Origin of the sequence: Algoriphagus alkaliphilus (assembly GCF_900103735.1) — a bacterium.
Taxonomy (GTDB): domain Bacteria; phylum Bacteroidota; class Bacteroidia; order Cytophagales; family Cyclobacteriaceae; genus Algoriphagus; species Algoriphagus alkaliphilus.
On the sequence record NZ_FMXE01000020.1, the window covers coordinates 59,351 to 83,110 of the forward strand.

Annotated in this window: 15 protein-coding genes and 1 tRNA gene; 9 read left to right on the top strand and 7 right to left on the bottom strand. The window is 43.1% G+C overall.

Annotated features, from left to right (window positions below):
- The first annotated feature begins 8 nt into the window (after nt 1–8).
- The 3 genes from BLQ81_RS14020 (at nt 9) to BLQ81_RS14030 (ending at nt 4,046) form a co-directional block, all read left to right on the top strand.
- Nucleotides 9–1,325, top strand: coding sequence for an MFS transporter (locus tag BLQ81_RS14020; protein WP_092731069.1), 1,317 nt, complete (start codon nt 9–11; stop codon nt 1,323–1,325).
- Entirely contained in the window at nt 1,325–2,794 is a 1,470-nt protein-coding gene (locus BLQ81_RS14025) for an NAD(P)H-hydrate dehydratase (RefSeq protein ID WP_092731071.1), read from the top strand. The genes BLQ81_RS14020 and BLQ81_RS14025 overlap by 1 nt, the downstream gene beginning before the upstream one ends.
- Before the next feature lie 64 nt (nt 2,795–2,858).
- On the top strand, nt 2,859–4,046 hold the full coding sequence (locus tag BLQ81_RS14030; protein WP_092731113.1) for an MFS transporter: 1,188 nt from the start codon (nt 2,859–2,861) through the stop codon (nt 4,044–4,046).
- A gap of 36 nt (nt 4,047–4,082) precedes the next feature.
- Here BLQ81_RS14030 and asnS read toward each other — a convergent pair whose 3' ends face one another.
- Entirely contained in the window at nt 4,083–5,534 is a 1,452-nt protein-coding gene (gene asnS, locus BLQ81_RS14035; protein ID WP_092731073.1) for an asparagine--tRNA ligase, read from the bottom strand.
- Between the two features lie 177 nt (nt 5,535–5,711).
- On the opposite strand from asnS, the gene rpoN reads away from it, so the two are divergent.
- Together rpoN and BLQ81_RS14045 are read left to right on the top strand one after the other, a co-directional pair.
- The gene (gene rpoN, locus BLQ81_RS14040) at nt 5,712–7,172 is read left to right on the top strand and encodes an RNA polymerase factor sigma-54 (protein WP_092731075.1); all 1,461 of its coding nucleotides are present in this window, start codon (nt 5,712–5,714) and stop codon (nt 7,170–7,172) included.
- Nucleotides 7,173–7,216: 44 nt separating this feature from the next.
- On the top strand, nt 7,217–7,786 hold the full coding sequence (locus BLQ81_RS14045; RefSeq protein WP_245693269.1) for a phosphatase PAP2 family protein: 570 nt from the start codon (nt 7,217–7,219) through the stop codon (nt 7,784–7,786).
- A 44-nt stretch (nt 7,787–7,830) separates the two neighbouring features.
- Here BLQ81_RS14045 and BLQ81_RS14050 read toward each other — a convergent pair whose 3' ends face one another.
- Nucleotides 7,831–8,577: an outer membrane beta-barrel protein gene (locus BLQ81_RS14050; protein ID WP_092731079.1), complete on the bottom strand. Its 747-nt coding sequence runs from the start codon at nt 8,575–8,577 to the stop codon at nt 7,831–7,833.
- Between the two features lie 176 nt (nt 8,578–8,753).
- Between BLQ81_RS14050 and BLQ81_RS14055 the strand changes: the two genes are divergently transcribed.
- Nucleotides 8,754–8,827, top strand: a tRNA-Arg gene (locus BLQ81_RS14055).
- A 97-nt stretch (nt 8,828–8,924) separates the two neighbouring features.
- Entirely contained in the window at nt 8,925–9,161 is a 237-nt protein-coding gene (locus BLQ81_RS14060; protein ID WP_092731081.1) for a YgdI/YgdR family lipoprotein, read from the top strand.
- Here BLQ81_RS14060 and BLQ81_RS14065 read toward each other — a convergent pair.
- The 5 genes from BLQ81_RS14065 to BLQ81_RS14085 form a co-directional block, all read right to left on the bottom strand.
- The gene (locus tag BLQ81_RS14065; protein ID WP_092731083.1) at nt 9,158–9,829 is read right to left on the bottom strand and encodes an apiosidase-like domain-containing protein; all 672 of its coding nucleotides are present in this window, start codon (nt 9,827–9,829) and stop codon (nt 9,158–9,160) included. The two genes, BLQ81_RS14060 and BLQ81_RS14065, sit on opposite strands and share 4 nt — an antisense overlap.
- 80 nt (nt 9,830–9,909) lie before the next feature.
- Nucleotides 9,910–11,136 carry an MFS transporter gene (locus BLQ81_RS14070; protein ID WP_092731115.1) on the bottom strand — a complete coding sequence of 409 codons (1,227 nt, stop codon included), beginning with the start codon at nt 11,134–11,136 and terminating at the stop codon, nt 9,910–9,912.
- A 301-nt stretch (nt 11,137–11,437) separates the two neighbouring features.
- Complete coding sequence (locus tag BLQ81_RS14075) at nt 11,438–14,581, bottom strand: T9SS type B sorting domain-containing protein (protein WP_175454237.1); 3,144 nt, start codon at nt 14,579–14,581, stop codon at nt 11,438–11,440.
- Between the two features lie 452 nt (nt 14,582–15,033).
- On the bottom strand, nt 15,034–15,786 hold the full coding sequence (gene yaaA / locus BLQ81_RS14080; protein WP_092731087.1) for a peroxide stress protein YaaA: 753 nt from the start codon (nt 15,784–15,786) through the stop codon (nt 15,034–15,036).
- Nucleotides 15,787–15,788: 2 nt separating this feature from the next.
- Complete coding sequence (locus tag BLQ81_RS14085; RefSeq protein ID WP_092731117.1) at nt 15,789–21,302, bottom strand: T9SS type B sorting domain-containing protein; 5,514 nt, start codon at nt 21,300–21,302, stop codon at nt 15,789–15,791.
- 82 nt (nt 21,303–21,384) lie between these two features.
- Between BLQ81_RS14085 and BLQ81_RS14090 the strand changes: the two genes are divergently transcribed.
- Complete coding sequence (locus BLQ81_RS14090; protein ID WP_092731089.1) at nt 21,385–22,431, top strand: PorP/SprF family type IX secretion system membrane protein; 1,047 nt, start codon at nt 21,385–21,387, stop codon at nt 22,429–22,431.
- Between the two features lie 5 nt (nt 22,432–22,436).
- Nucleotides 22,437–23,669: a M48 family metallopeptidase gene (locus BLQ81_RS14095; RefSeq protein ID WP_092731091.1), complete on the top strand. Its 1,233-nt coding sequence runs from the start codon at nt 22,437–22,439 to the stop codon at nt 23,667–23,669.
- Nucleotides 23,670–23,760 lie beyond the last annotated feature (91 nt).

A 23,760-nucleotide genomic window follows, 5' to 3' on the forward strand; every position in this document is an offset into this window, starting at 1 on the left:
TGAAAAAAATGAAACTAACGCTCTCCAACAAAAATAAGGTTCAAGGTGCATGGGCTATGTACGATTTGGCCAATTCTGTTTATAGTTTGGTTATTACCTCAACGATTTTCCCTGTTTATTACAACAGTGTAACTAGGGGAATTGATGGCTCCGATCGGGTCAATTTTTTTGGTTGGGAAGTGGTCAACACTGTTTTGTACTCTTATTCTATTTCATTTTCCTTTTTGATCATCGCCATTTTATCTCCCTTACTTTCAGGGATAGCTGATGCTTCGGGGAAAAAGCTGTCCTTCATGAAATTCTTTGCCTATTTGGGTTCAATTTCTTGTATTGGATTATTCTTCTTTGAGGGAGATAATTTAGAGTTTGGGATTATGTGCAGTGTTTTGGCAAGTATAGGCTATGCCGGAAGTATAGTATTTTACAATGCGTACCTTCCTGAAATAGCGGAAGAGCACGAATACGATTTTCTAAGTGCCCGAGGCTTTGCTTTGGGATATATTGGGAGCGTGATTTTGTTAGTTTTTAACCTCTTGATGATTCAATTTCCAGAATGGTTTGGGGTGCCTGAAGGAAGTTTTGCAGCTCGGTTTTCGTTTTTGATTACCGGTATTTGGTGGGCAGGATTTTCCCAGATTCCTTTTCGGATACTCCCTAAAAATCCCTACAAAAAGAAAATTGAAAGTAAATTCCTCCTTAAAGGATATGAAGAAATAAGTAAGGTGTTTGCTCAGGTCAGAAAAATACCTGTCATGAAGCGATTTCTGGCGTCCTTCTTTTTTTATTCCATGGGGGTACAGACCGTTATGTATCTGGCCGCTTCTTTTGGGGATAAGGAATTGGGATTGCCGGGAGATCAATTGATCCTTACTGTTCTCATTATTCAGTTTGTGGCGATTGGAGGAAGTTATCTCTTTGCATTCATTTCCAAAATCTTCGGCAATAAAATTAGTTTGATGATCATGGTCTTTATTTGGATCGGGATCTGTGGGGCAGCCTATTACGTGTATTCAGTATATGAATTTTATGCTTTGGCCTTTGTGGTGGGAATGGTGATGGGTGGAATTCAATCGCTATCGCGCTCTACTTTCTCTAAGTTAATTCCAGAGGAAACCACCGAGCATGCCTCTTTTTTCAGTTTTTATGATGTGACTGAAAAGCTCGCCATTGTCATCGGCACCTTCACTTACGGCGCTATTGAGCAGTTGACCGGTAGTATGAGAAATAGCGCTGTTTCTTTGGGATTCTTCTTTTTGGTAGGATTGGGCTTTCTTTTACTTGTAAGTATTCCTAAAAAGTCATTTACGCCCCAAGTTATCCGATGATGCTAAAAATCCTTTCAGGTAATCAGGTCAAGGCACTCGATGCCGCTCATGTGAAATTGAAAAGGATTTCCAGCTTAAACCTTATGGAGTGCGCTGCCGCCGGTTTTATAGATTGGTGGAAAAGTAAAAATTTTGATAAAAACAGTCCGATCTATGTGTTTTGTGGTGCCGGAAACAATGGTGGCGACGGATTTGCTATTGCGAGATTACTGTATCAATCCGGATTCCATATTCAAGTTTATAAATGTTTTGGAGATGCTACACGACTGAGTCCGGATGCATCCATCAATTTCAAACTTCTTCCGGAGGAAATCAGGCTAAAGTCTTGGCAGGAATTTGATTTTGCGAACGGGGGGATTTTGATTGATTGCTTTATAGGAGTGGGGTTTCAGGGAGCGTTGCGAACGGAGGCTCAGGAGATCATCAGCAGCATTAATTCATTTCAGGGAAAGGTAATTTCTGTTGATATTCCCAGTGGATTACCCTCAGACGATATGTTGGAAGGAGTCTGTGTCAAGGCAGATTACACCGTTACTTTTGCTTTTCCCAAACTTTCCCTGCTATTCCCTGAGCATGGACACTATACAGGCGACTTGGCTTTAGTAGATATTGGGATATGGGAAGAGGAATATTTGCCATTTGAAAGCCCGTATTTCTTTCTCCGTAAAAAGGATATTTCTGGGTTTCACCGAAAGTACAGTCGGTTCTCACACAAAGGAGATTTCGGGAAAGTTTTGATAACCGCGGGGAGCGTTGGAAAAATGGGTGCGGCAATCCTTTCTGCCAAGTCCGCCCTCCGAACAGGCTCGGGGTTGGTGAACGCTTTAATTCCTGAATCCGAGCGACATATCATCCAAATTTCGGTACCAGAAGTCATGTGCCTTTTTGATCTCCCCAAGGATTTAACAGGTTTTGATGCAATTGGTATCGGTCCCGGAATAGGGTTTGAAAAAAAAGCTGAATTGCTGAAGTCCCTTTTTGAAGGGTATAGTAATCCTATGGTCCTGGATGCTGATGCGATCACCTTGCTGGGAGAGCATCCAGAATTGCTTTCGCAAATCCCCAAAGGGAGTATACTGACTCCGCATCTGAAGGAATTTGAACGGATTTTGGGAAAGACGAATAACCATAAAGAACGGCTTGGAAAAGCATCCGACTTTTGTAAAAAGTGGAAATTGAACCTGGTGATCAAAGGTGCCAACTCAGTAATCTGTCTGGCTGATGGAAGACAGATTTTCAATAGTTCGGGTACATCCTATATGGCAACTGCAGGTTCGGGTGATGTACTGACCGGGATGATTACTTCCTTTCTCGGGCAGGGATACAGTCCTGAGGCTGCTATGATTTGCGGGGTGTATCAGCATGGGTTGGCAGGAGAAATCGCCGGAAAGGGGAAGCGGAGAGGGACTATTGCCTCTGATATAATCGATGCAATTCCCGAGACCTTCGTTCGATTGGATATTTCCTGAAATAATTCAGAATGCAGCAAACTTAATTTTTCACTTCAAGGTTTTCAAACCACAGATTTTTGTCATGCAAAAAGAAAAAGCGATTCTTTGGACGCTCGCCGCCATCAATTTCATTCATATTGTAGATTTTATGATTCTCATGCCGCTGGGACCGCAGCTAATGAGAATCTTCGATATCGGACCCGGTGAGTTCAGTCTCCTGGTTTCCTCCTATACCTTCAGTGCAGGAATTTCCAGCTTTTTTGGAGCTTTTTTCCTGGATCGATTTGATCGAAAAAAGATACTGATTTGGGTCTATGTGGGATTCACTATCGCCACATTGGGATGTGCACTTTCCCCGACTTATGCGGTGCTTTTAGTAGCAAGAGTGCTTTCAGGTGTATTTGGAGGGCTTACTTCTGCCTTGATTTTGGCGATCATAGGCGATGTGATTCCTGACGAAAGACGGGGTCGTGCGATGGGTTTGGTAATGGCAGCATTTTCCGTGGCCTCGGTCATGGGAGTTCCTATGGGTTTGTTTCTTGCAAGTCTCTCAAGCTGGCACACACCATTTTTTATTCTTACAGGCCTGTCGGTGATGAGTTTTGGTATGATTTACAAATTCATTCCGCCAATACGGGAGCATTTGGGTAAGGAGATCAAGCGTCCGCATCCTTTGCAGGTGATCTCCCGGGTGACCGGCAACGGCAATCAGATGCGGGCAATCTCGCTCTCAATCATGATGATGTTCGGACAGTTTATGATCATTCCGTTTCTGAGCCCATACAATGTTGCCAATGTGGGATTTTCAGAATTGGAGCTGACCTATATCTATATGGCAGGGGGAGCTTTCACTATTTTCACATCTCCATGGGTCGGGAAGTTGTCAGATAAACACGGGAAGCTGAAAATCTTCACGATTTTCATGTTGCTCAATTTGATCCCAATTGGAATCATTACCCATTTGGGTGTCACTCCGATCCCGTTTGTTTTGATGATCACGACGATGTTTTTTGTGACTTCCAACGGGCGCTATGTACCTGCTGCGGCAATCATTACAGGTACTGCCAAGCCTGAAAATCGGGGAAGTTTCCTTAGCTTCAATTCAGCCGTTCAGCAAATGGCTGCAGGACTGGCGACATTGGCGGCAGGTTTGATTATCGGGGAAAATGAATCAGGCCAATTAACCAACTTCCATATCGTCGGCTATCTGGCTATCTTCTTCAGTGTCCTGTGCATTCCTTTGGCGAGACGGGTGAAGGTGGTGAGTTAAAAAAAATCCCGACTTTCATCGGGATTTAATTCTCTTTTAAAACTCTGCGTTTCCCGGTGTCCTTGGGAAAGCGATAACATCCCGGATATTTCCCATGCCGGTGACAAACTGCACCATTCTCTCAAAGCCCAAGCCGAAGCCTGCATGCGGTGTAGATCCAAATCTGCGGGTGTCAAGGAACCACCACATTTCTTCCTTTGGAATATTCATTTCATCCATTCTGGCGGTAAGCACATCCAGTCTTTCCTCTCGCTGGGATCCACCTATAATTTCTCCGATGCCAGGGAAAAGGATATCCATGGCCGCCACTGTCTTGCCGTCTTCATTTTGACGCATGTAGAAAGACTTGATTTCCTTGGGATAGTCAGTGAGGATGACCGGTTTTTTGAAGTGTTTTTCTACCAGATACCGCTCGTGCTCAGACTGAAGATCTGCCCCCCAACTTTCAATGAGGTATTGAAATTTCTTTTTCTTGTTTGGATTAGAATTTCGCAGGATATCTATGGCCTCCGTATAGGTGATTCTTACGAATTCATTATCCACCACGAATTTGAGTTTATCCAATAAATTCAGTTCGCTTCGCTGATCGGTTGGTTTGGAGCTTTCTTCTTCCAGAAGTCTGGATTCCAAAAACTTAAGATCTTCCTGACAGTTTTCCAGGGCATATTGGATGAGATACTTCAGGAAATCCTCTGCCAGATCCGCATTGTCTTCTGCGTCATAGAAAGCCATTTCAGGCTCGATCATCCAGAATTCCGCCAAATGACGGGTAGTGTTGGAGTTTTCGGCCCGGAAAGTAGGACCGAAGGTATAAATCTCAGACAGGGCCATTGCTGCCAATTCGCCTTCCAATTGACCGGAGACGGTGAGATTTGCTTCTCTTTCGAAGAAATCCTTTTTGAAGTCAATCTTTCCATCCTCAGTTCTCGGAGGATTGCCAATCTCCAGGGTGGTCACTTTAAAAGTCTCTCCCGCACCTTCAGCATCCGATGCCGTGATGATTGGGGTGTGGATATAAAAGAATCCTTTATCGTTGAAATACTTGTGCACAGCAAAAGCAAGCGCATGCCTGACTCTGAATACGGCGCCAAAGGTGTTGGTCCTCATTCTCAAATGTGCTATTTCTCTCAGAAACTCAAGGGAGTGCTTTTTGGGCTGTAAAGGATACTTTTCCGGATCAGCTTCACCCAGTACTTCAATCACTTTAGCATTAAGTTCGGAAGTTTGACCCGCCCCTTGGGATTCCACTACCGTTCCTGTGATTTTAAGACAGGCACCTGTGGTGCATTTTTTAAGGACTTCCTCAGAAATCAGATTAGGATCGGCCACTACCTGATAGTTGGTAATGATGGAACCATCATTGAGCGCGATGAAAGAAACATTTTTATTGCTTCTTTTGGTGCGAACCCAACCCATGATCGTGACTTCTTTCCCGATTGGATTTTGATCGAGGATGGTCTTGATTTTGACCCGTTTGTTAAATGCCATTGGAGATTTTTTTTATCGGAAAAAGTTCTTTTCCGGCCATTTTTTAGTGGAATGCAAAAAAACGATTAAATCACCTTTTTATCAAAAATTTGGCTCTTTTTCCTAAATTTGATTGTGAAGCTTTTTCAGATAGAAAAGCTTTTTTTAAACCCAACTAGAAGGTTTCAATTGAACTAAATGCAAAAGCTTAATCTTAATCAATCTCTTTCTCAGAAGCTATCACCCCAGCAAATTCAGTTCATTAAGCTGCTTCAAGTGCCTACAGCTGAACTGGATACGAGAATAGAAGAGGAATTGGAAATCAATCCTGCGCTCGAAGAGGGAAAGGATGAAGAGCCGGAGCAAACGCAGGAGGATGACTTTGAAGACTCCTTTGACGATGACACCGGACGGGATGATCATGAATTAAATCTTGATGATTACCTCGACGATGAATATAGTGGGTACAAAATGCAGGGAGATGGCAACTATAATGCTGACGACGATGACCGGGAAATACCCATTTCATCTCAAGCTTCTTTGCATGAGCAGTTGATCACACAGCTCAATTTTCTAAAACTTGATGAGCGGCAGAAGATCATCGGCCAGCAATTAATTGGAAGTATTGAGAATGACGGCTACATCAGACGCGATCTCGAAGCGATCATCAACGACTTGGCTTTCAGTCAGAATATTGAAACCGATATCGATGAAATGGAGGAGATCCTCCGGAAAATTCAAAACTTTGATCCGGCCGGTATTGCCGCCAGAAATCTTCAGGAATGTTTGATCATTCAGTTGGAGCGAAAAGAGCATCCCGATGATCCCATTGTTATGAATGCTTTGCTTATACTTCAGGATTGTTTTGAGGAGTTTACCAAAAAACATTATTCCAAGATTCAGAAGCGCCTCGATCTTGATGAGGATCAAATCAAAGATTCGATCAATCTGATCACCAAACTTAATCCGAAACCGGGTGGTACATCGGATGGACTAATTCGCACACAGTATATTATACCCGATTTTATCCTGTCCAACATCGGTGGAAAAATGGAAATCAGTCTAAATTCCCGGAACGCACCTGAGCTTCGTATCTCGAGATCCTATTCTGAGATGTTTGATGCCTATGATAAAAGTGACAAAAAGGATAAAAAGCTGAAAGAAACGGTCACGTTTGTGAAGCAAAAGCTGGATTCCGCCAAATGGTTTATTGATGCGATCAAGCAAAGGCAAAATACGCTTCTGAGAACTATGGAAGCTATACTGAACTATCAAAAAGAATTTTTTATCGATGGAGACGAAACAAATCTCCGTCCAATGATCTTAAAGGATATTGCCGAACGAATTGGGATGGATATTTCAACCGTTTCTAGGGTGGCAAACAGCAAGGCAATTCAGACTGAGTTTGGAGTCTATCCGCTGAAGTACTTTTTCTCTGAAGGTATCGCTACCGACAGCGGTGAGGATGTGAGCAACCGTGAGGTGAAGTCAGTATTACAGACCATGGTCGATGCCGAGGATAAAAAGAGACCGCTTTCTGATGATAAACTTGTAAAAATGCTAAATAAGTTGGGATATAATATAGCTAGACGTACGGTAGCAAAATACCGCGAACAGCTTCAGATTCCTGTAGCAAGGCTAAGAAAAGAGCTATTGTGAGATTGATTGCCTTAGTGATTTCAGTGGTTTTTCAACCGCTGTTGATGCCAACATTAGTTTATGGGATGATTCTTTTTGCAGTACCGGAGGCCACCAGTATTCCCGAGGAATTTAAGGAAAGAATTTTCTTTTTAATCATACTCTCAACCTTGGTTATTCCGATGATCAGCATCATCGGCTTGAGGCTAAGTGGGACAGTCAAAAGTCTTCACATGCCGGAGGTCAAAGATCGTAGGATTCCATTTTTGATTACCACAGCATATTTTCTGCTGACCACTTGGTTTTTATACCAAAAGACAGACCTAGATCCGGTGCTTTGGCTTGGAATGGCGGTGATCTGCACTTCGGTCGTGATTCTGACGGGGATTAGTTTTTTTTGGAAAATGTCAGCCCACATGACAGGTACCGGCGGGCTTCTTGCGGTGGTATTAGTTTTAGGAAATAAATTTCCAAATTTTGAAGTTCTTTACCCGCTTTTAGGGGCATTAGTCCTTTGTGGAGTAGTGGCCACATCTCGTCTGTTGTTGCAGGCCCACCGACCTCTGGAAGTTTATATTGGATTGGCCACAGGTTTTATTGTCTGTTGGCTAGGGTTTAATTGGATTTGGACATAAAAAAACCCGAATACAATCCGGGTTTAATTTCTGTTGCGGGTAGTTTAGAAAACTGAGACGGCCAACCCGAAGTTAATTTGGCTGGCCTCCGTAGCAAAAGGCCCTCTACCGGCTTGCCAAACGTCGTTGAGGTAAAAGTTGCCCCAAACATAAAAACCCGGTGATCCTGCCTTGATAGACACTGCATAGCGTATTTTCTCCAATCCGAAATTTTGCGAATCTTTAATCTTACGCGTACCCATGGCATCGGATTCATAGCTGATTTTAGTGTGGGCATTATAGAGATAACCTACTTTTCCTCCAATACTAAATCTGAAGCTTTTACTGTAGTTGTTTTTATTGATATGGTATCTCAATTCCAAAGGAATTTCCAAATAATTTACAGCCAAATTATTTTTGTTGATGCTGATAGTCTTACCATAGACCTCGGTGACACCTAAAAGTCTGGAAGACTCAGCCCCTAGTGTGGGATTGATGAACAGGTTTTGATCATTTGCAAATTGGTACTTATCAGTACCAATACCGAAACCCGGATTGAGCGTGAAGCCTGATTTATCACCTAAGATATTGATAGGGAATTGGTAAGAAACGTTGAAAGTCCTCGATCCAATAAAATTTGTTTCGATGTCTGCCGGTCTATTAGTCAATAGGTTAAAGCCAAACTCTATATTCAAGTCATTCGGGATATTTGGACGACCCCCAATTGGGGATTTTGCTTTTGTCTCGGATTCCTGTGCCTGTACAAATTGAAATAAAAAGAAAGCGAGCGACAGTGTAAATATTTTTTTCATCAAAAGAGGTTTCTTATCAGTGAATGTGGGCAAAAATATAAAATCCCAAAGGATTTACCCTCTTGACGGTCTTAATTATTCTTAAGGTAAAGTGAGATATATGGAGCTTGAGTATATTTTCTTCGAGTAGAGAATTTGCTTAAAAAATAAATAAAGGTACCTTTGCAGACCGTAACGGCTTCGTAGCTCAATTGAATAGAGCACCTGATTACGGCTCAGGAGGTTTCAGGTTTGAATCCTGACGAGGTCACAAGAGCTCAGCTTGCTAAAAGCTGGGCTTTTTTATTGGGTGAATTGAATTTTTCCTAACCCTTTTTTAGGCTATTTTTGAAGCTAGTTTACAGATCATGCGAAAACTCTATTTCTTTTTTGCTTTTATTCTTTTTGCAGCTTGTGAGGAATTGGTCGATGTGAAGCGGATTGAAGGGCCCTGCACCATCCAACTTGTTAAGGGGGGGACGATTACTACTCAGGAAGCTATAGAGATTCTCAAGGCTACTGGCACAATCACTTATCGGGACGAGGATGGCAAGCTTTGGTCTATTCCTGCGGATGAATACCTGACCTATTCCTGCGGGAATTAATCTATCGCGTCGAGGATAAGTACCCAGTCGTTCCCTCTTCCCTCACTGGGAGGGGAAACCAAAACATTACTTCCTTTCATTAGATTTTTTCCCGATTTGATTTCGACTCCGGTTCGAGGATCAAACCATGTGCTTTTAAAATACTCTCCGGTCATTAGTGTGAGATTAAGTTGGATGCTTTTCCCATTTGGGAAATAAATAAAGGCAAAGCAGCCATCATTCCCTCTGATAGCTGTAATGTAAAATTCATCATCCAATTGCGTTGAAGCAATTAAACTCTGGTCCGGACGTCGATCAAAATTGGGTCGGCTAAGCATTAATTTTTTTATGTGCTTTACCTGATTGGCGACCTCCAAATCCAGTGATAATTTCCATGGCTTTAGTGGTGCATTGATTGGGCTTTTATCCAAATCATACAGCTGCCAGACGGCATGACAACCGTATGTCTGACCTGCTGCTCCCGCAAAAACGTTCCAATTAAAGCCTTGTTCTTTTCGGGTATCCGGATAATAGACTGCTTCTGTCTGGTCAAGTCGATGAAACAATTCCCAAGCCGTATCAGCCATCCAAAAAAATGGGGATCCATCTGAAGTCATGAGATATCGATTTGCTCGATGAACCAGAATAGGTCCCTTAATTTCTTGAGCTTGGATTACCCAAGTTGTCAAGAGTGCGATAAAAAAGGAAAATAGTTTTTTTCATGGAAGTAGCAAAAAAAAAGCAGCCCGTAGGCTGCTTTTGAGTCAAATTAATGAGCGGCCGCTACGGCTGCTTTGGAGCCCTTTTGCCAAATAAAGAAGATGATAAATAATACGATCAGGATTCCCGGGAATAAGAGCATTTTCTGCAAGGTTTCCTGTCCGGCAGCTAATTCAAGCGCGTCGCCTGCCAATCCAGCGGCACTTTGAGATGCTCTTGATGCATCAATCCAACCTCCAATAATTGGCTGGAAGATCGCGGTAGAGAACATTCCTATACCCCCTATGATAGACATTCCCAATGCTCCGGAAAGTGGTACACGTTGGGCAACTGCTCCCACCATTACTGGCCAGAAGTAACACACCCCAATTGCAAAAATCACCGCAGCAACATAGGCCATAGGGCCTGTGACAGTGCTAAATAAGAAGATGCCAATCGAGGCAAAGATAGCCCCGCCAAGCAATACACCAGTTTGACCAAGCGCTTTTACAACCGGACCTGCAAAGAATCTGCCTACTGCCATCACTCCGGTAGTAAGTGCTAAAATCAACATTGGGCTAGCACCGCTGGATCCCATGATCAATCCTACCCACTGTTGTGGTCCGAATTCAGAAATCGCCGTCAGTGCCATGCAAATGAAGAGGAAAATAAATACTGGACTGAGCATTGCTTTGAAGTTGGAACTTACAGACGTAACTCCTTCGACCTTTGGCTTTGGGAAAGCTTTTCCAAAGAAAAGAATGGCATAGGCCACTGTAGGAATCATCATCACCCAAACTTGGGATTGCCAAGCAAATCCTCCGTCTGTCATAAACTTGGAGACCAAGCTGCCTAATACAATTCCGCCCGGGAACCACATGTGAAACCTGTTCAACATCTTATTAAGCGTGGTGCCGGAGTACATATCGGCGATAAGCGGGTTACATGCAGCTTCGGTACAGCCATTACCAAATCCGATAAACAGTGTTGAAATCAGAAGCGTCGTATAACCATCCGCAAAAATGGTCATCAAAATACCGAGGGTATGAGTCACAAAAGCGATTCTCATAATATTGGCAGGCCCAACAATATGGTAGAATAGCCCTCCAAGAATCATGGAAATAGGGAATCCGAGAAACCACATGGAGTTGATAAAACCTAGCTGCTCGGCAGTTAGGCCGAATGAATCTCCCAATTGTGGAAGGATTCCCGCACGAATGGAAAATGAAAAGGCGGTGGTGATGAGCGCCAGACAGCTTGCGTTGAATAGGGCGCCACGATTGATGGTTTGAGTCATGGAAGAGTGCTTTGGTTTTTGGGTTGAGTTAAACATTCAATTAAAACGATTCAAAATAGAAAAAAAAAGGGATTTAGCTTTCCCGTGGTAAAAATTATTCCTTGAATGGAAGTCATCTTTGTTAATGGAGAAGGGGAAATTGAGTTCTTCAAAAAGTGAAATTCCTCTTTTTGGAAATTTTGGTGCAAAGGGCTTGATCTCACACAGAAAATCCGGAATGATGCTATAAGAAATTGGTTATATCGCCGGTCTTTCTATTAGGCAGGAAATTTACTTTGGTCAAATGAGTAGTTTTTAACTGTCATTCAATGACCAAGATTGATCCCATATAGTGTTTTTGTATGTTTTTTTCATTATTCCGGAAATTTACCCGGATGGTGTAAGAACCATTTGGAATAGCCTTTCCATTAAAAGTTCCGTCCCAATCGCAGGTAGAAACTTCGGAAATGAGATTCGTATTGGCGCATTGAAAGATAATTTCTCCCCATTTATTAAAAATATAAACCTCCAACTCGTCGATTAGGTAATTCGTGTAAATGAGAAACTGTTTATCAGGATTTCCAATTTGGATCGCAGTGGGATGCATCACCCGTAATTCACATTCTTCTTCTGTAATAAATGTGGTCTGGTAAGCACAACCTTCTGCGCTCATTACGATTAGCTCAAAATTCCCGATCAGCAACGGTTTATAGGTTGGAGCTTTCGAAACCAATTGCCCTTCATGGTACCATTCATAGCTTGCAAACCGGCCGGGATTAATTGTTTCGGCTATTTCATACCGGGGACAAACCGTATACATTTCTTCTACTTCGGGTCTGATTTCGTCCGTACTTCTCATAATCAATACTCTGTCAAGGCCTATCAGGCAATCAAATGCGTTGAAGGCTCTTGCTTCGTAAGTTCCCTCCTCAATTGCAAGTATTTCCGGCTTGTCAGTCTGATTTGTCAGTTGAAATTCTACACCGGATGCATTTGTAAACCACCATTCCAGTCTTTTGATTCTGTCGAAATCAGCTAACGCCGTAAGTGCCGCTGAACTTGAATCCGGGCACAAAGTCTCTGCTTGCAGGTCAATGTCAATATTCAATATAGGTTGCGCTACTTCAAATTTAAATTTGTCCTGATCACATGGAATACTTCCTGAAGGTTGAACGTCGAGAGCGAAATTCCCAAAACTGTCTAGAATCAAGAATTCTTCGTTACCAATTTCATTTCCTTGATCATCCATCCAAGAAAATTCAGCATCTGCAGGATTTGCCCCTGTCAGAACTGCCTGATAAGTTTTTATCCCTTCACACGATTCGCTGATCAAAACAGGCGCAAATTCAATTTTCCGATTTACAGTGACCACCATTGTCTGTTCGTCAGGACAGAGGAGAGAGTTTGCACTTGGATCAAAGCCAAAGAAAGTATAGGTGCCCTGTTGGTTTAAAAGGAAAGTTTGAGTTGAGGCTTTCGTTACCATTTCTCCACTGGGGTAAGTCACAGTGAAATTGAGACTTTCATTAGTTACCGGAGAAAAATTATAGCTTTCACAGATAGAAATAGCATCAGGAATTTCAAAAGTCACCCGCTCCGGGGTCACGTCTACTTCAATGGAATTTCTGCCCAATTCACAATCCTTCCCGATTGATGGAATTATACTGTAAACAGTGGCTTCATAAATACCTTCTATGTCTACAGTTATTTCAGTTTTGTTTGTAAACTGTGGTAATGGGATGATATTACCGGCATCATCAAATTTCCTCCAAATGATATCAGTTACTTCATCCTGAAATGTAGTTGTAAGTGTGATGATCGATGAGGGTCGCAATTCGCAAAGTTTGGTTGAAAGAAGGCTTACATCCACTTCCAGGACTGGTGCTTTGATCAGGAACTCCTTTGGTGGGATTGGACATGCCTCACTGTTTTTTGGCTGGACATCCAACTTAAATAATCCGGTGGAAACGGGAACCAATTGAACTCCTTCACTGACAAGTTCATCTTTTTCATTGAACCATTTGAATATAAGATCATTTGGATTTCGCCCGAATAATTCTGCTTCAAAAGTTCGGTTTCCAAAACAATCCTCCTGAATAAGTACAGGTTCAAATTCAACCGGATCTACCAGGGTGACATTAAACTCAATCAATGTCGGACATAGATCACTCGGTGTTGAAGGTCTTCCAACAATCTTGTGCAGACCTGCCTGATCCACCAGAAGAGATTCGCCTGCCTTTTTTGTCTCTTCTCTACCGTCCGGTGAAAAAAGCGTGAATTCTAAATTTTCATCGGTTTCAGGAATTAATCCAAAAGATTGACATATCGCCAAATCCTCAGCAACGGTAAATTGAACCTGGCCTTTGCCCGGAATTTCAATTAATTCTTTTTTGGGAACAGTACAGCTGTCTAAATCAAGCAGTTCAAAAACAAAAATACCCCCTGCGATGGAAACTGGAATTTTGCTCTGGCCTAAAAAACTTCCTGAAGTGGCAACTCCTCCTTTTTCATTGAGGACGCGGTAATGTCCGTCCACAGGCCCCGGAAGCTGAATGGTAAATCCACCTAAATTTTTTCCTACATCTGAACAGGATTCTCCTATGATATCAATTAGCTCATATTTTAATTCCGGAGGAACCGTACCTATTGGAACCGCGGCCGCATAGGAATTTGTGCAATTGCCTAATGAAGAAATTAAATTATAAGCTCCGGACTCCATGTTTGGAATCACGAAAGTTTGACCTGTGGCAATAGGTCCAGAAGAATATTCAGTCTCTTCTACAAAAATATTATCGATTGGTGTCAGTGCCCTGATTCTGATCCCGCCATCTGCAATGTTGCATCCACTGGATTCAATAGGGTCGAGGATTTCAAAATCCGGTAAGGGGAAATAGGTCAGGGACTTTGACTTTTCAATAGTACAGCCCGAGACATCCGGATTAATCATTTCAAAAATGACCTCATAATTTCCCAAGGAGGGTAGTACTGAAGGTGATACAATCACCGAACTGCCGGTGCTGAGGAAGTTCCGGGTGGACTCTCCCTGTTTTTGGATGTACCAATTTCCGGAAATGGTTGGTTCGGTCAAGAAAGTCAACGACTGATTGGGGCAAATGATATCGCTGGGGGCTTTTATTTCAAATACAGGAGAGCTTGTTATGGTGGTACTCAGCGATCGCAAACAATCCTGAAGCCCACCTCCTGAGGGGATAAAAAAACTAACAGTGTATGTCCCGGGTGCAGTTACGTTTAATAGGTTATTATTTCCCACGACCGTACCGGATCCGTTTTTCCACTCAAACTTAAAAAGTGATACCGAAGGGTCGGAGGGATTTATTGCTCTGATTTCCAGTGGATCAGTGACGCATTGCTGGTAGCTTGAGTTAAGAATTACTTCCGGTGAGGGTTGGACAGTTATTTCCTTGATCTGTTTTGGAAAAGGAATTGCGGCTCTACTTACAATCAATTCGACTCGGTAATTTCCCGGGTCCTTAAATGTGAAAAATATAGTTTGAAATCCTCCAGGCTGTTTGTTAAAAATTTCTTTTCCCGATGTGTCAAAAATTTTCCAATCATATACATCAGTCAAAGCGTTTCCGCCTCCCGAAAACTCACCAATAACACTCCCGAACTGGATACAAAGTCTGTCTGGCCCAATTATTCCCGTACTGTATAATTCTAAAGGCGATTTCGAAGACATCAACATTCTCTCCTCAAGAAACTCTTTGGCTCCGTCGGCAAACAAAAACACCAATATTAAACAACCGGTGATTAGAGAGAATTTTAGAAATTTGGAAATCAAGATTAATTTTTAAATTGACAAGGGGCTTATTTTCAATCTCCTAAGGTACACTATTTGCACCCTGCAAAAAAATAGCCGAAATGTGATTTCACGGCTTATAATAAGTTTTTTGTAGTTTATCTAATGAAAATCCAATCCAAGTTATCACTTAATCCCTCTGAAAATTCATATCCTTCGACATTGAAAACTTTCAGAGCTTCCGGGTCAGTGATCTTATTTTTTATCGCAAAGTTAGTCATCATTCCTCTTGCTTGTTTTGCAAAAAAACCAATGGTCTGATAGCCTTCATTTTTAAATTCCTTGAAATGGATAGTGATAACAGGGGATTTTAAAACTTTAAAATCTACCGCTTTGAAATATTCCTGAGAAGCAAGGTTGACGATGGGTTTACCCGCTGATGCTTCAGCGATTCTTTTTGCAATTTTTGTTCCCCAATATTCGTAAAGGTTTTTTCCTTTTTTTGTTTCCAGTCGTGTACCCATCTCCAGACGATAGGGCTGAATCAAATCCAGCGGCTTCAAAAGTCCGTATAGCCCGGATAGTATTCTTAGATGCTGCTGTGCAAAATCAAAATCTGCATAAGTATAGCTATCCACATCGATTTTGGTGTAAACATCCCCTTTAAAAGCCAGAAGTGCCTGCTTGGAATTTTCGGGATTAAATTCGTTTTGAAACCTCTTATAACGCTCCTCATTCAATTCTGCCAAATTCTCACTGACGTGCATCAGTTGCGCGATTTCAGCTGCGGACTTTTTTTTCATTACGCTGACCAAGGATTTTATATCTGAAGCGAAATCCGGGTGGCTGTATTCTTTGAAATTCGGAGTGGAATAATCTAATGTTTTGGCAGGGGAAATCAGAATCAACATGGTTATTGAATAATCGTAATGGCTTTAGTTTCGGATTGGGTAATGTTTTGCGCGTTTGAGGTAAACCGCACCACTACTGCATATGTTCCATTGGGGACAAATTTTCCATTGACAATTCCGTCCCAAGGACAGAAAGGTTGACGAGGTTCCACGTTTTGATGCTCACAATAGAAAATCAATTCGCCCCATCGGTTGAAAATAAAAACCTCAACCTCATCAATGAATTCATTGGCATAGAGAATAAATCCCCGATTGGGATCATTTAACACTACTCCATTTGGATAGGAGATTCTAAGTCGACAATCTTCCGTCACAACGAAAGTCGCTACATATTCGCAGCCCAGGTTGTCTGAAACCCGAAGTTCGTAATTGCCAGGCAGCGTAGGGGTGAATATTGCATCCTGTGAAACTTCCTCGCCATTCAAAATCCAACTGTAATTGTCATAGATGCCTGGGGCAATGCTTGTGGTTACTCCTTCAATAGCACAGATGATGATTTCTCCTTGTGGCATTACAGGCGGAATAATGGTTGATTTGATCACAGCATCACTCGCTCTGCCCAGTTCACAGCCGGCGGCATTTCTCAATAATACTTCATAGATTCCCTCTTGATCCACATCAATAATGGGACTGCCATCAAATGCGGGAATTCTTGTTTTTGTACCGCCTACCACAAAAAACCATTCAATGGCTGTGACATGGGTCAAATCTGCATCAACAGTGATTGTTGTCCTCGTTTGACCTATGCAGAACGGAACGATGTCCAAACTTACATCTATCCTTGGATCCAAAACTACCGCCGTAAAGGGAATCTTATTGACGGGACATAATCCGCCAGATAAGGGTTGGACTTCCAGGGTGTAATCACCCGCTCTGGATGGAGTGAAAGTCTGCCTTCTTCCCACAATTACACCTAGGTCATCCCTCCAGATGAAAATCACATCAGATGGAATTGCATTGTTCAAAATTGCCTCATATCGGATGCCAGTTTGGCAGTCTATAACAGGTCCTCCGAGTTGAAAATCAATGGGTCTAGTGACAGTGACATTCATTTCAATTTCACGCGGACAATCAAATCCGGCCGGATCTTCACCGCGAATGGTGTATAGGCCTGATTGAGTAAAGGTGAAATTCCCTTGATTATCAGGAAGAATAGCAGTCCCGGCGGAATTCCTTGCGGTGTAGGTTAATGGATTTGGCCCTACCGGAGCGAAAATAAAGCTTTCACATGCGATCACATTAGTTGGCACTGAGAACACAACTTCTAATTTCTGAGCAATAGTATAAATCTGATCATCTGGAATAGAACACCCAAATTGATCTAGGACCTCGACCAAATAATCTCCGTAAGGAACCAGAACACCAAAACTGGCCTGACCGGGAAGTGGACCAGTGAATAGTTGACCATCTCCTTGCCTCACTATGCGGAATTCTCCGACTTGTGCTGTTCCGTTGTTGAATGAAATAGTAATAATTCCCGGCTCTATTCCTGTGGCATTACAAGTTTCATCAGTCTTGGTCACAGAGAATTCAAGTGCGGCAGGAGGATTTAAGTTTTGAACTGTAACAGAGGCAACGTAAAAACAACCTGTGCTATTTTCCGCCTCAATAGCATATAATCCAGGCAGAAGACTAGTGACGGGAATTACGTCTCCTGCTGATACATTGGAGAAGGTCAGATTGAGGTCAGGTATCCTCAGCTCAGAAGCATTGGATTGCATGGTAATTTCAAAAGATCCATCCGCTGTAGCGCAATCAGTAGCAGGTGTGGTCTGGACGGCGACAAAGAGTGGTAACTCATTCACCAAAAGATCCAATTTCTTTTCAATCGTACACCCAGGCAAAATCGGATCTTCGGTTACGAAGAAAATATCATATTGGCCGGGACTAGGCAGGGTATTGATGAAAAGCTCGAGTTCGAAAAATTCACCCAAACTCACTCGATTTCCATCTTGATTCAATTCATAGAACCAATCTCCGGTAATAGGAGTATCGGGAGCAAATACCACGGTGGTCTCTTCAAAACAAACCTCAGTCGCAGTTTGTGTCAATTCAAATTGAAAAGCGGGCCCAACAAAAACTTCCGCAATGGAAGGGCAAGTCTCGAATAGAGCAGCTTCATCGGGTGAAAGTCCGGCTGGTAATCGATAACTCACCCGTACGGTATAGATGCTTTCTTCATCCACTGTAATCGAATTTGAATTTTCATCTCCGAAAACTGTTCCAGCAGCATTGGCCCATTGAAAATCATACAAGCCCCCAGCAGGATCATAGCCATCTATTGCTGTGAGTGTGACCGGATCTCCGGCACACAGGGTAATATCATCCGCCAAGGTTAAGGCAGGAGGAGCTACTACTTCGATTTCCCCTTCAGCCTCAAAATAAGTGGGATCCCCACAACGATCCACTCTTAGCGCAATAGTATAGATTCCCGGAGCGGTAAAGAGTTGATCAAGTGTCTGAAATTCTTCTCCGGGTCCCCCGAAATTATTTCGGATTACAGTTCCGTCTTCATGCGTAATGGTCCAGAAATAAGAATCAATGTCAGGTTCTCCACCGCCTTCGAGTATTGCACTAGCGCCATCCACAGGATCCAGACAAAGTCTTGGTGGAAAAGCCAAAGCAGGTTCAGGAATCGAACTTCCGCTGTTTTGCACAAACGAAGGAAGTCCAAGATTCGCCGGGCCAGGCATTGGCAGAACGGCATTTTGATTGAATGTACTGGAAGCGATACAGCCTGTACCGACCTGCACCTGTCCGATACGATTGTCTCCAACGACTGCGACATAGATTTGGCCGTCAGAGGCAATTTGCAAGGCTCCCAGGTTTAAGCCTGGCGTACCTCCAACTTGTTTTCTAGTGGAAAGAATGCAGGATTCCCGTTGGGCTCGGGTGGTGGCAGAGTCAAAGCAAGATGGGCAGGTAGCAGCATTGGGAGTATTGTTCTCGACTGGTTTAATGATGAACTCTTCGATTCCCGGGCCTCCGTTTCTGTAGGAAACCAGCACCCGATCCGAGTCTTGTGAAAATTCCAATCCGTATACATTCCCACTGCATCCCAAATCAATCCTTGCATATTCTGATAGCCTTCCTGTTTGCTGGTCAAATTCAAAAATTTCGACTTTGTTACAGCCACCCTCAGAAATAGTCACGGCAAGTTTTGTCCCATCAGGGCTGAATTTCATCGCGCCCACTCCGGAGTTGAATCCATGATTACTTCCTACGGAACTGAGTACCGGCTGTCCGATGCCTTGGCTGGAAACCGGGTATGCCCTAAATGTGTTGTTTCCCAATTCATGAAACATCACCCAAGTGGTATCCCCTCCCGAAAATGCGGCTGAATGCTCTGTAGATGGACTGAAGAGGAAATTGTTTTTGGTCACCACATTCCCAACGCCGGTTTGATTTTCAGCTTTAATGTCGACCAGTGAAAAACTTACCGTATTAGTACCACCAGCGGTGGCTTGGGTAGTAAATAGGTAATAAAGCGTCTGTTGCTGCGGTACTGCAACAGCGATGACGGATTGGCTGGACGAATTGTTTCCGCCAATGTCAGCTCCATTTTCCATTAGATTTCCATTCAGGTCCCAAACGGAATTGCCGTCAGTAAAGAATAAAACCTGACCGGCTTGGTCTGAGATGGTTGTGGTCCCTGCGGGAATATTCTGCGGATGCCGTTGTGCTATTGGTCTGGGGGTAGGCGCATTCGGATCATTCGGATCAGGATTGAAGTCCAAGCCTGCCCCATCTCCAAAATACCATATATTGTTGGATTGGTCAGGGAGATCCCAGATTTTCACCCGGATCTCAGCATATGCGTAGCACTCAGAACCTGGTTCTCTGACCAATGCCCAATACAAACCCGGTAGACAAACTTGATTTGCCTCTTTTCCTATCCACCCACGGTCTCTCTTATTGGACCAGAAGTACTCATAATTAGTCCCTCCCGGGGGTGGGGCTTCTCCTCCTGCATTTGCTGCCTGTGCCTGAAGTAAAGGCTCAAGATCAATGCAGCTTAAGCAAATGGTGGTGTCTGCAGGCGTGAAGTCCGCCTCTAGGTTGTTTTCGGTAAGTGGGATTGTCTTGGGAACACTTAGTCTTGTCCCATCGGCAAATTCCACGGTGAGCGTCACCGAGATACTGGTGCCCTGAGCCACATCCTGCGGTATCAGAAAATGCTCCTGGTTGAAATCTGCAGGAAGTGGAGTTCCATCCGAATCAGTCAATGGGGGAGTAAATTCCCAATTAAAAGAGATCGGCTGATAATTTTCAGGGGTAATTACACTGGTCAGTTGGACTGGGTTATTGGAGCAGGGGGCTTCGGGACTCCAGGTGAAATCAAGTGTGGGAACTATATCCGCATTCGGAGCAAATATTGGGAAAATCGTCCCGCAGAAGTCGGTTCCGGCAAATGGATCTTCTTCGATTACAAGCGATGCCTGATCGGCCTCATCCGGATTGGTGACCCTCCCGATCAGCTGAGGTCCACCGGGAACCTCTTCATAAATGTAATATAACTGACCATCCGGCCCCGTTTTGACATCATAGACCTGATTCAGCCCAGCTGTAAGAGGAATTTCTTCGGGCGTTGCAGAGAGGTTATTAGAGGGTACCCTGAATAGCTGATTCCCACGGGAGAAATAAATAAATGAACCATCCGGTGAAAAGTCCGCACCTCCGATATCACCTGTGCCACCTGATCCTGTAATAGGCTCAGGAGTACCGAAATTCCCGTTGCCGGTGTTAAATGGGATAACCAAAATATCATCTCCAGGATTTTCAGGAATGACAATGAGTCTACTGTTTTCTTCATCAAAAATGATAGCCTTTGGAGTAAATGGGATGGCTTCCGTGTCTGTTTGGGTAAAACTTCCCTGCGTATTCTCTATTCTTCTGGAAATCAAATTTCCACCCGAAAAACTGATCAGATAGGAGGGAGAAGATGGCGTTTTCACTACCAAAAGTGCACCGGATGCAGGGCCGATAACCTGATCTTTCACTGTGACTTCCCCTAATGGTCGTTCATTTCCGGTGGCCTGACCTGGGGCATTCATATCTACTACTGAATATTGCAGCTGACCTCCGGGAGAAATGTAGAAAATATAAAAAAGTTTATTTACCTCGGGATCATATTCTAAAATCCCTGTGGCTACTTTTTGTCTGCCGTCAATATTTCCGTTAAGGCCTGAGCCAACTCCCTGAATTGGTCTTGCACTGAAATCATAGACTAACTCGCCATTTGTGTAGAAAAGCGGCTGACCCGTGATCGGATCAATGGCGATGGCATTATTTTTTTCACCGATAATTACCGCACCCGGTAGTGTTTGAACGTTTGCTATTCCTCCTTTTCCGAAGGATAAATAGCTGTTGGGGGTGCCACTGCCGCAATTTCCAAAAATCCACTCATTATCATTGAAGCCTTGGGAATAGACGAAACTACTATTTCCGAAAATGCTCAGGGAAATGATGCTTGTAAAAATTAAAATGAACCTTATGGAAATAGGGCTTCTTTTCATATTTTTCGAACTGCTTACTAAAACACCCAAAGGGTTGTACCGTTTAGAAGCTAACTGAATATTCAAATAAACGAACAAATCCTTGTTACGGTCTCTGTTAAGTATTGTTTTTTTCATCGGATGTGGGCTTGGCCTGTCCGTGAAATCATTTGCTCAGGATCCGCAATATAGCCAGTATTATGCGGCACCGCTTTATTTGAATCCTGCAATGGCCGGCGGTGAGTTAACAGGTCGGGTCGGTTTTAACTACCGAAACCAATGGCCTTCCATCGATGCGCAATTCACCACATTTTCCGCCTACTACGACACCTATCTTCCTGACTATAACAGTGGAATCGGCATTCATCTGATGCAGGATACGGAAGGGGCGGCTAAGCTTCGATCGACTACGATTTCAGCTATTTATTCTTATGAATTGAAAATCGCCGATAATGTTTATTTCCGTCCGGGATTTCAAGCGAGTTACATTCGCAGAGAAATCGGCTTTTATGAAAATTTAGTTTTTGCCAATCAGATTAATCCAGCTGATCCATTTGGACCCACATTTCCCGGGACGGACATTCCTGGTCTGGGGGATCCGGTGGGGATGCTCTCGCTTTCTTTTGGAGGACTTCTATTCACGGAAAATCTTTGGATCGGGGCTGCAGCTCACCATGTAAATGAGCCCAACCAATCCTTTATCGATGGCATTAGCCCTTTACCGGCAAAGTTTTCCTTTCACGCAGGTTATCGGATACCGCTGGGTGAAGGAAGTATGCGGAGTGATTTCACGCACTTGAGGAGGCAACGTTACTTTACTCCTACAATCAATTACAAGCGGCAGGGACCATTTGAGCAATTGGATATAGGTGCATATTTTTATGTAGAGCCGCTTGTTTTTGGGCTTTGGTATAGAGGTTTGCCATACAAGCCTGTAGAAAATCAAAGTAATCGGGATGCCATCGTGATGATGGTTGGTGTGAATTTGCTCAGCGGACTGAATATCGGCTACAGTTTTGATTACACCGTTTCTCAGTTGGGAATTCAGTCTGGTGGAGCTCATGAATTGAGTTTGTCCTGGACATTACCTAACAGCTATCAAGGTAAGCCCCTCCGACGGGACACTATTTTACCTTGTCCTAAATTCTAATCCTCATGAATCCCGAAAATTTGAAGTACCTGCTAGTCGGGGTTTTAGTGTTTGGATTTTTGGCAAAAAAAATACTTGCCTATTTAAATGTAAAGAATCCAATCCCCAAGATTCCAGGTACGCTTTCGGAATACCTGAATCCCGCAAAACTCCAAGAATCAAAAGCTTATCAAATAGAAAATTTTAGCTTCCAATTCTTAGCGGGCGTTTTTTCTTTTGTCCTGACTTTTTTATTTATCGCTCTAGGTTGGTTCGGAACAATTGATACTTGGGTTGCAGGATTTGGATTCGCTCCATTGGTTAAGTCCCTGGTGTTCTTTGGAGTGATTTTTATAGGATCGGATATTCTCAGCCTGCCTTTTGATTACTATAATACATTCGTAATCGAAGAGAAATTCGGCTTCAACAAAACCACCGTCAGCACCTTCTTCTCAGATAAATTAAAAGCCTATTTGCTTTCGATTCTTGTGGGAGGAGGATTGTTGCTGATTTTCCTTTGGCTGATTCATCAGATGGGAGAAAATTTCTGGTGGCAGTTCTGGATTATCGCGGCAGTTTTCATGATTTTGGTCAATTTGTTTTATACCGCGTGGATCCTCCCGCTTTTCAATAAACTTACGCCACTCGAAGATGGAGAGCTGAAGGACAAAATCCTTCAGTATGCCAAATCGGTAGATTTTCCATTGGACAACATTTTTGTAATCGATGGAAGCAAGCGATCCTCCAAGGCCAATGCTTTTTTTTCAGGGTTTGGGAAGCGGAAAAAAGTAGTGCTTTATGATACGCTTCTGGATCAACATCCACCGGATGAACTAGTGGCTGTAATGGCGCATGAGGTAGGACATTACAAGAAAAAGCACATCATTTGGAGCATGGTCACTGCGATACTTCAGGTGGGACTGATGCTTTTTTTGCTTGCCCAATTTATTTTTTCAGAAAACATGAGTATTGCGCTTGGAGGTCAGGCATGGTCGGCGGAATTGAATATTATTGGGTTTACGATGCTCTTCACACCGATTTCAATGATTTTGGGAATTGGGATGAATTGGCTGAGTCGGAAAAATGAATTTGAGGCTGATGAATTTGCAAAGCTGACGTTTGCCGGGGAGCCACTGGCCGAAGCCTTGAAGACACTCTCTGTCAAGACACTGAGCAACATCAATCCTCATCCTTGGTATGTGTTTGTGAATTATTCACATCCGCCATTATTGGAAAGGTTGGAGAAGTTGGAACGCTGAATTGGAAGATTTTAAGATTGAAAAATTGAAAAATTTAAGGAATCTGATCTCTCAAATTAGATTTTAGAGCCGCCATGAAATACACTTAACA

What these genes read in the sequence shown, in the direction of transcription:
- yaaA (WP_092731087.1), bottom strand. Translation starts at nt 15,786, where the DNA reads ATGTTGATTCTGATTTCCCCTGCCAAAACATTAGATTATTCCACTCCG.
- BLQ81_RS14045 (WP_245693269.1), top strand. Translation starts at nt 7,217, where the DNA reads ATGCCAACATTAGTTTATGGGATGATTCTTTTTGCAGTACCGGAGGCC.
- BLQ81_RS14030 (WP_092731113.1), top strand. Translation starts at nt 2,859, where the DNA reads ATGCAAAAAGAAAAAGCGATTCTTTGGACGCTCGCCGCCATCAATTTC.
- BLQ81_RS14085 (WP_092731117.1), bottom strand. Translation starts at nt 21,302, where the DNA reads ATGAAAAGAAGCCCTATTTCCATAAGGTTCATTTTAATTTTTACAAGC.
- BLQ81_RS14025 (WP_092731071.1), top strand. Translation starts at nt 1,325, where the DNA reads ATGCTAAAAATCCTTTCAGGTAATCAGGTCAAGGCACTCGATGCCGCT.
- rpoN (WP_092731075.1), top strand. Translation starts at nt 5,712, where the DNA reads ATGCAAAAGCTTAATCTTAATCAATCTCTTTCTCAGAAGCTATCACCC.
- BLQ81_RS14095 (WP_092731091.1), top strand. Translation starts at nt 22,437, where the DNA reads ATGAATCCCGAAAATTTGAAGTACCTGCTAGTCGGGGTTTTAGTGTTT.
- BLQ81_RS14020 (WP_092731069.1), top strand. Translation starts at nt 9, where the DNA reads ATGAAACTAACGCTCTCCAACAAAAATAAGGTTCAAGGTGCATGGGCT.
- BLQ81_RS14070 (WP_092731115.1), bottom strand. Translation starts at nt 11,136, where the DNA reads ATGACTCAAACCATCAATCGTGGCGCCCTATTCAACGCAAGCTGTCTG.
- BLQ81_RS14050 (WP_092731079.1), bottom strand. Translation starts at nt 8,577, where the DNA reads ATGAAAAAAATATTTACACTGTCGCTCGCTTTCTTTTTATTTCAATTT.
- asnS (WP_092731073.1), bottom strand. Translation starts at nt 5,534, where the DNA reads ATGGCATTTAACAAACGGGTCAAAATCAAGACCATCCTCGATCAAAAT.
- BLQ81_RS14060 (WP_092731081.1), top strand. Translation starts at nt 8,925, where the DNA reads ATGCGAAAACTCTATTTCTTTTTTGCTTTTATTCTTTTTGCAGCTTGT.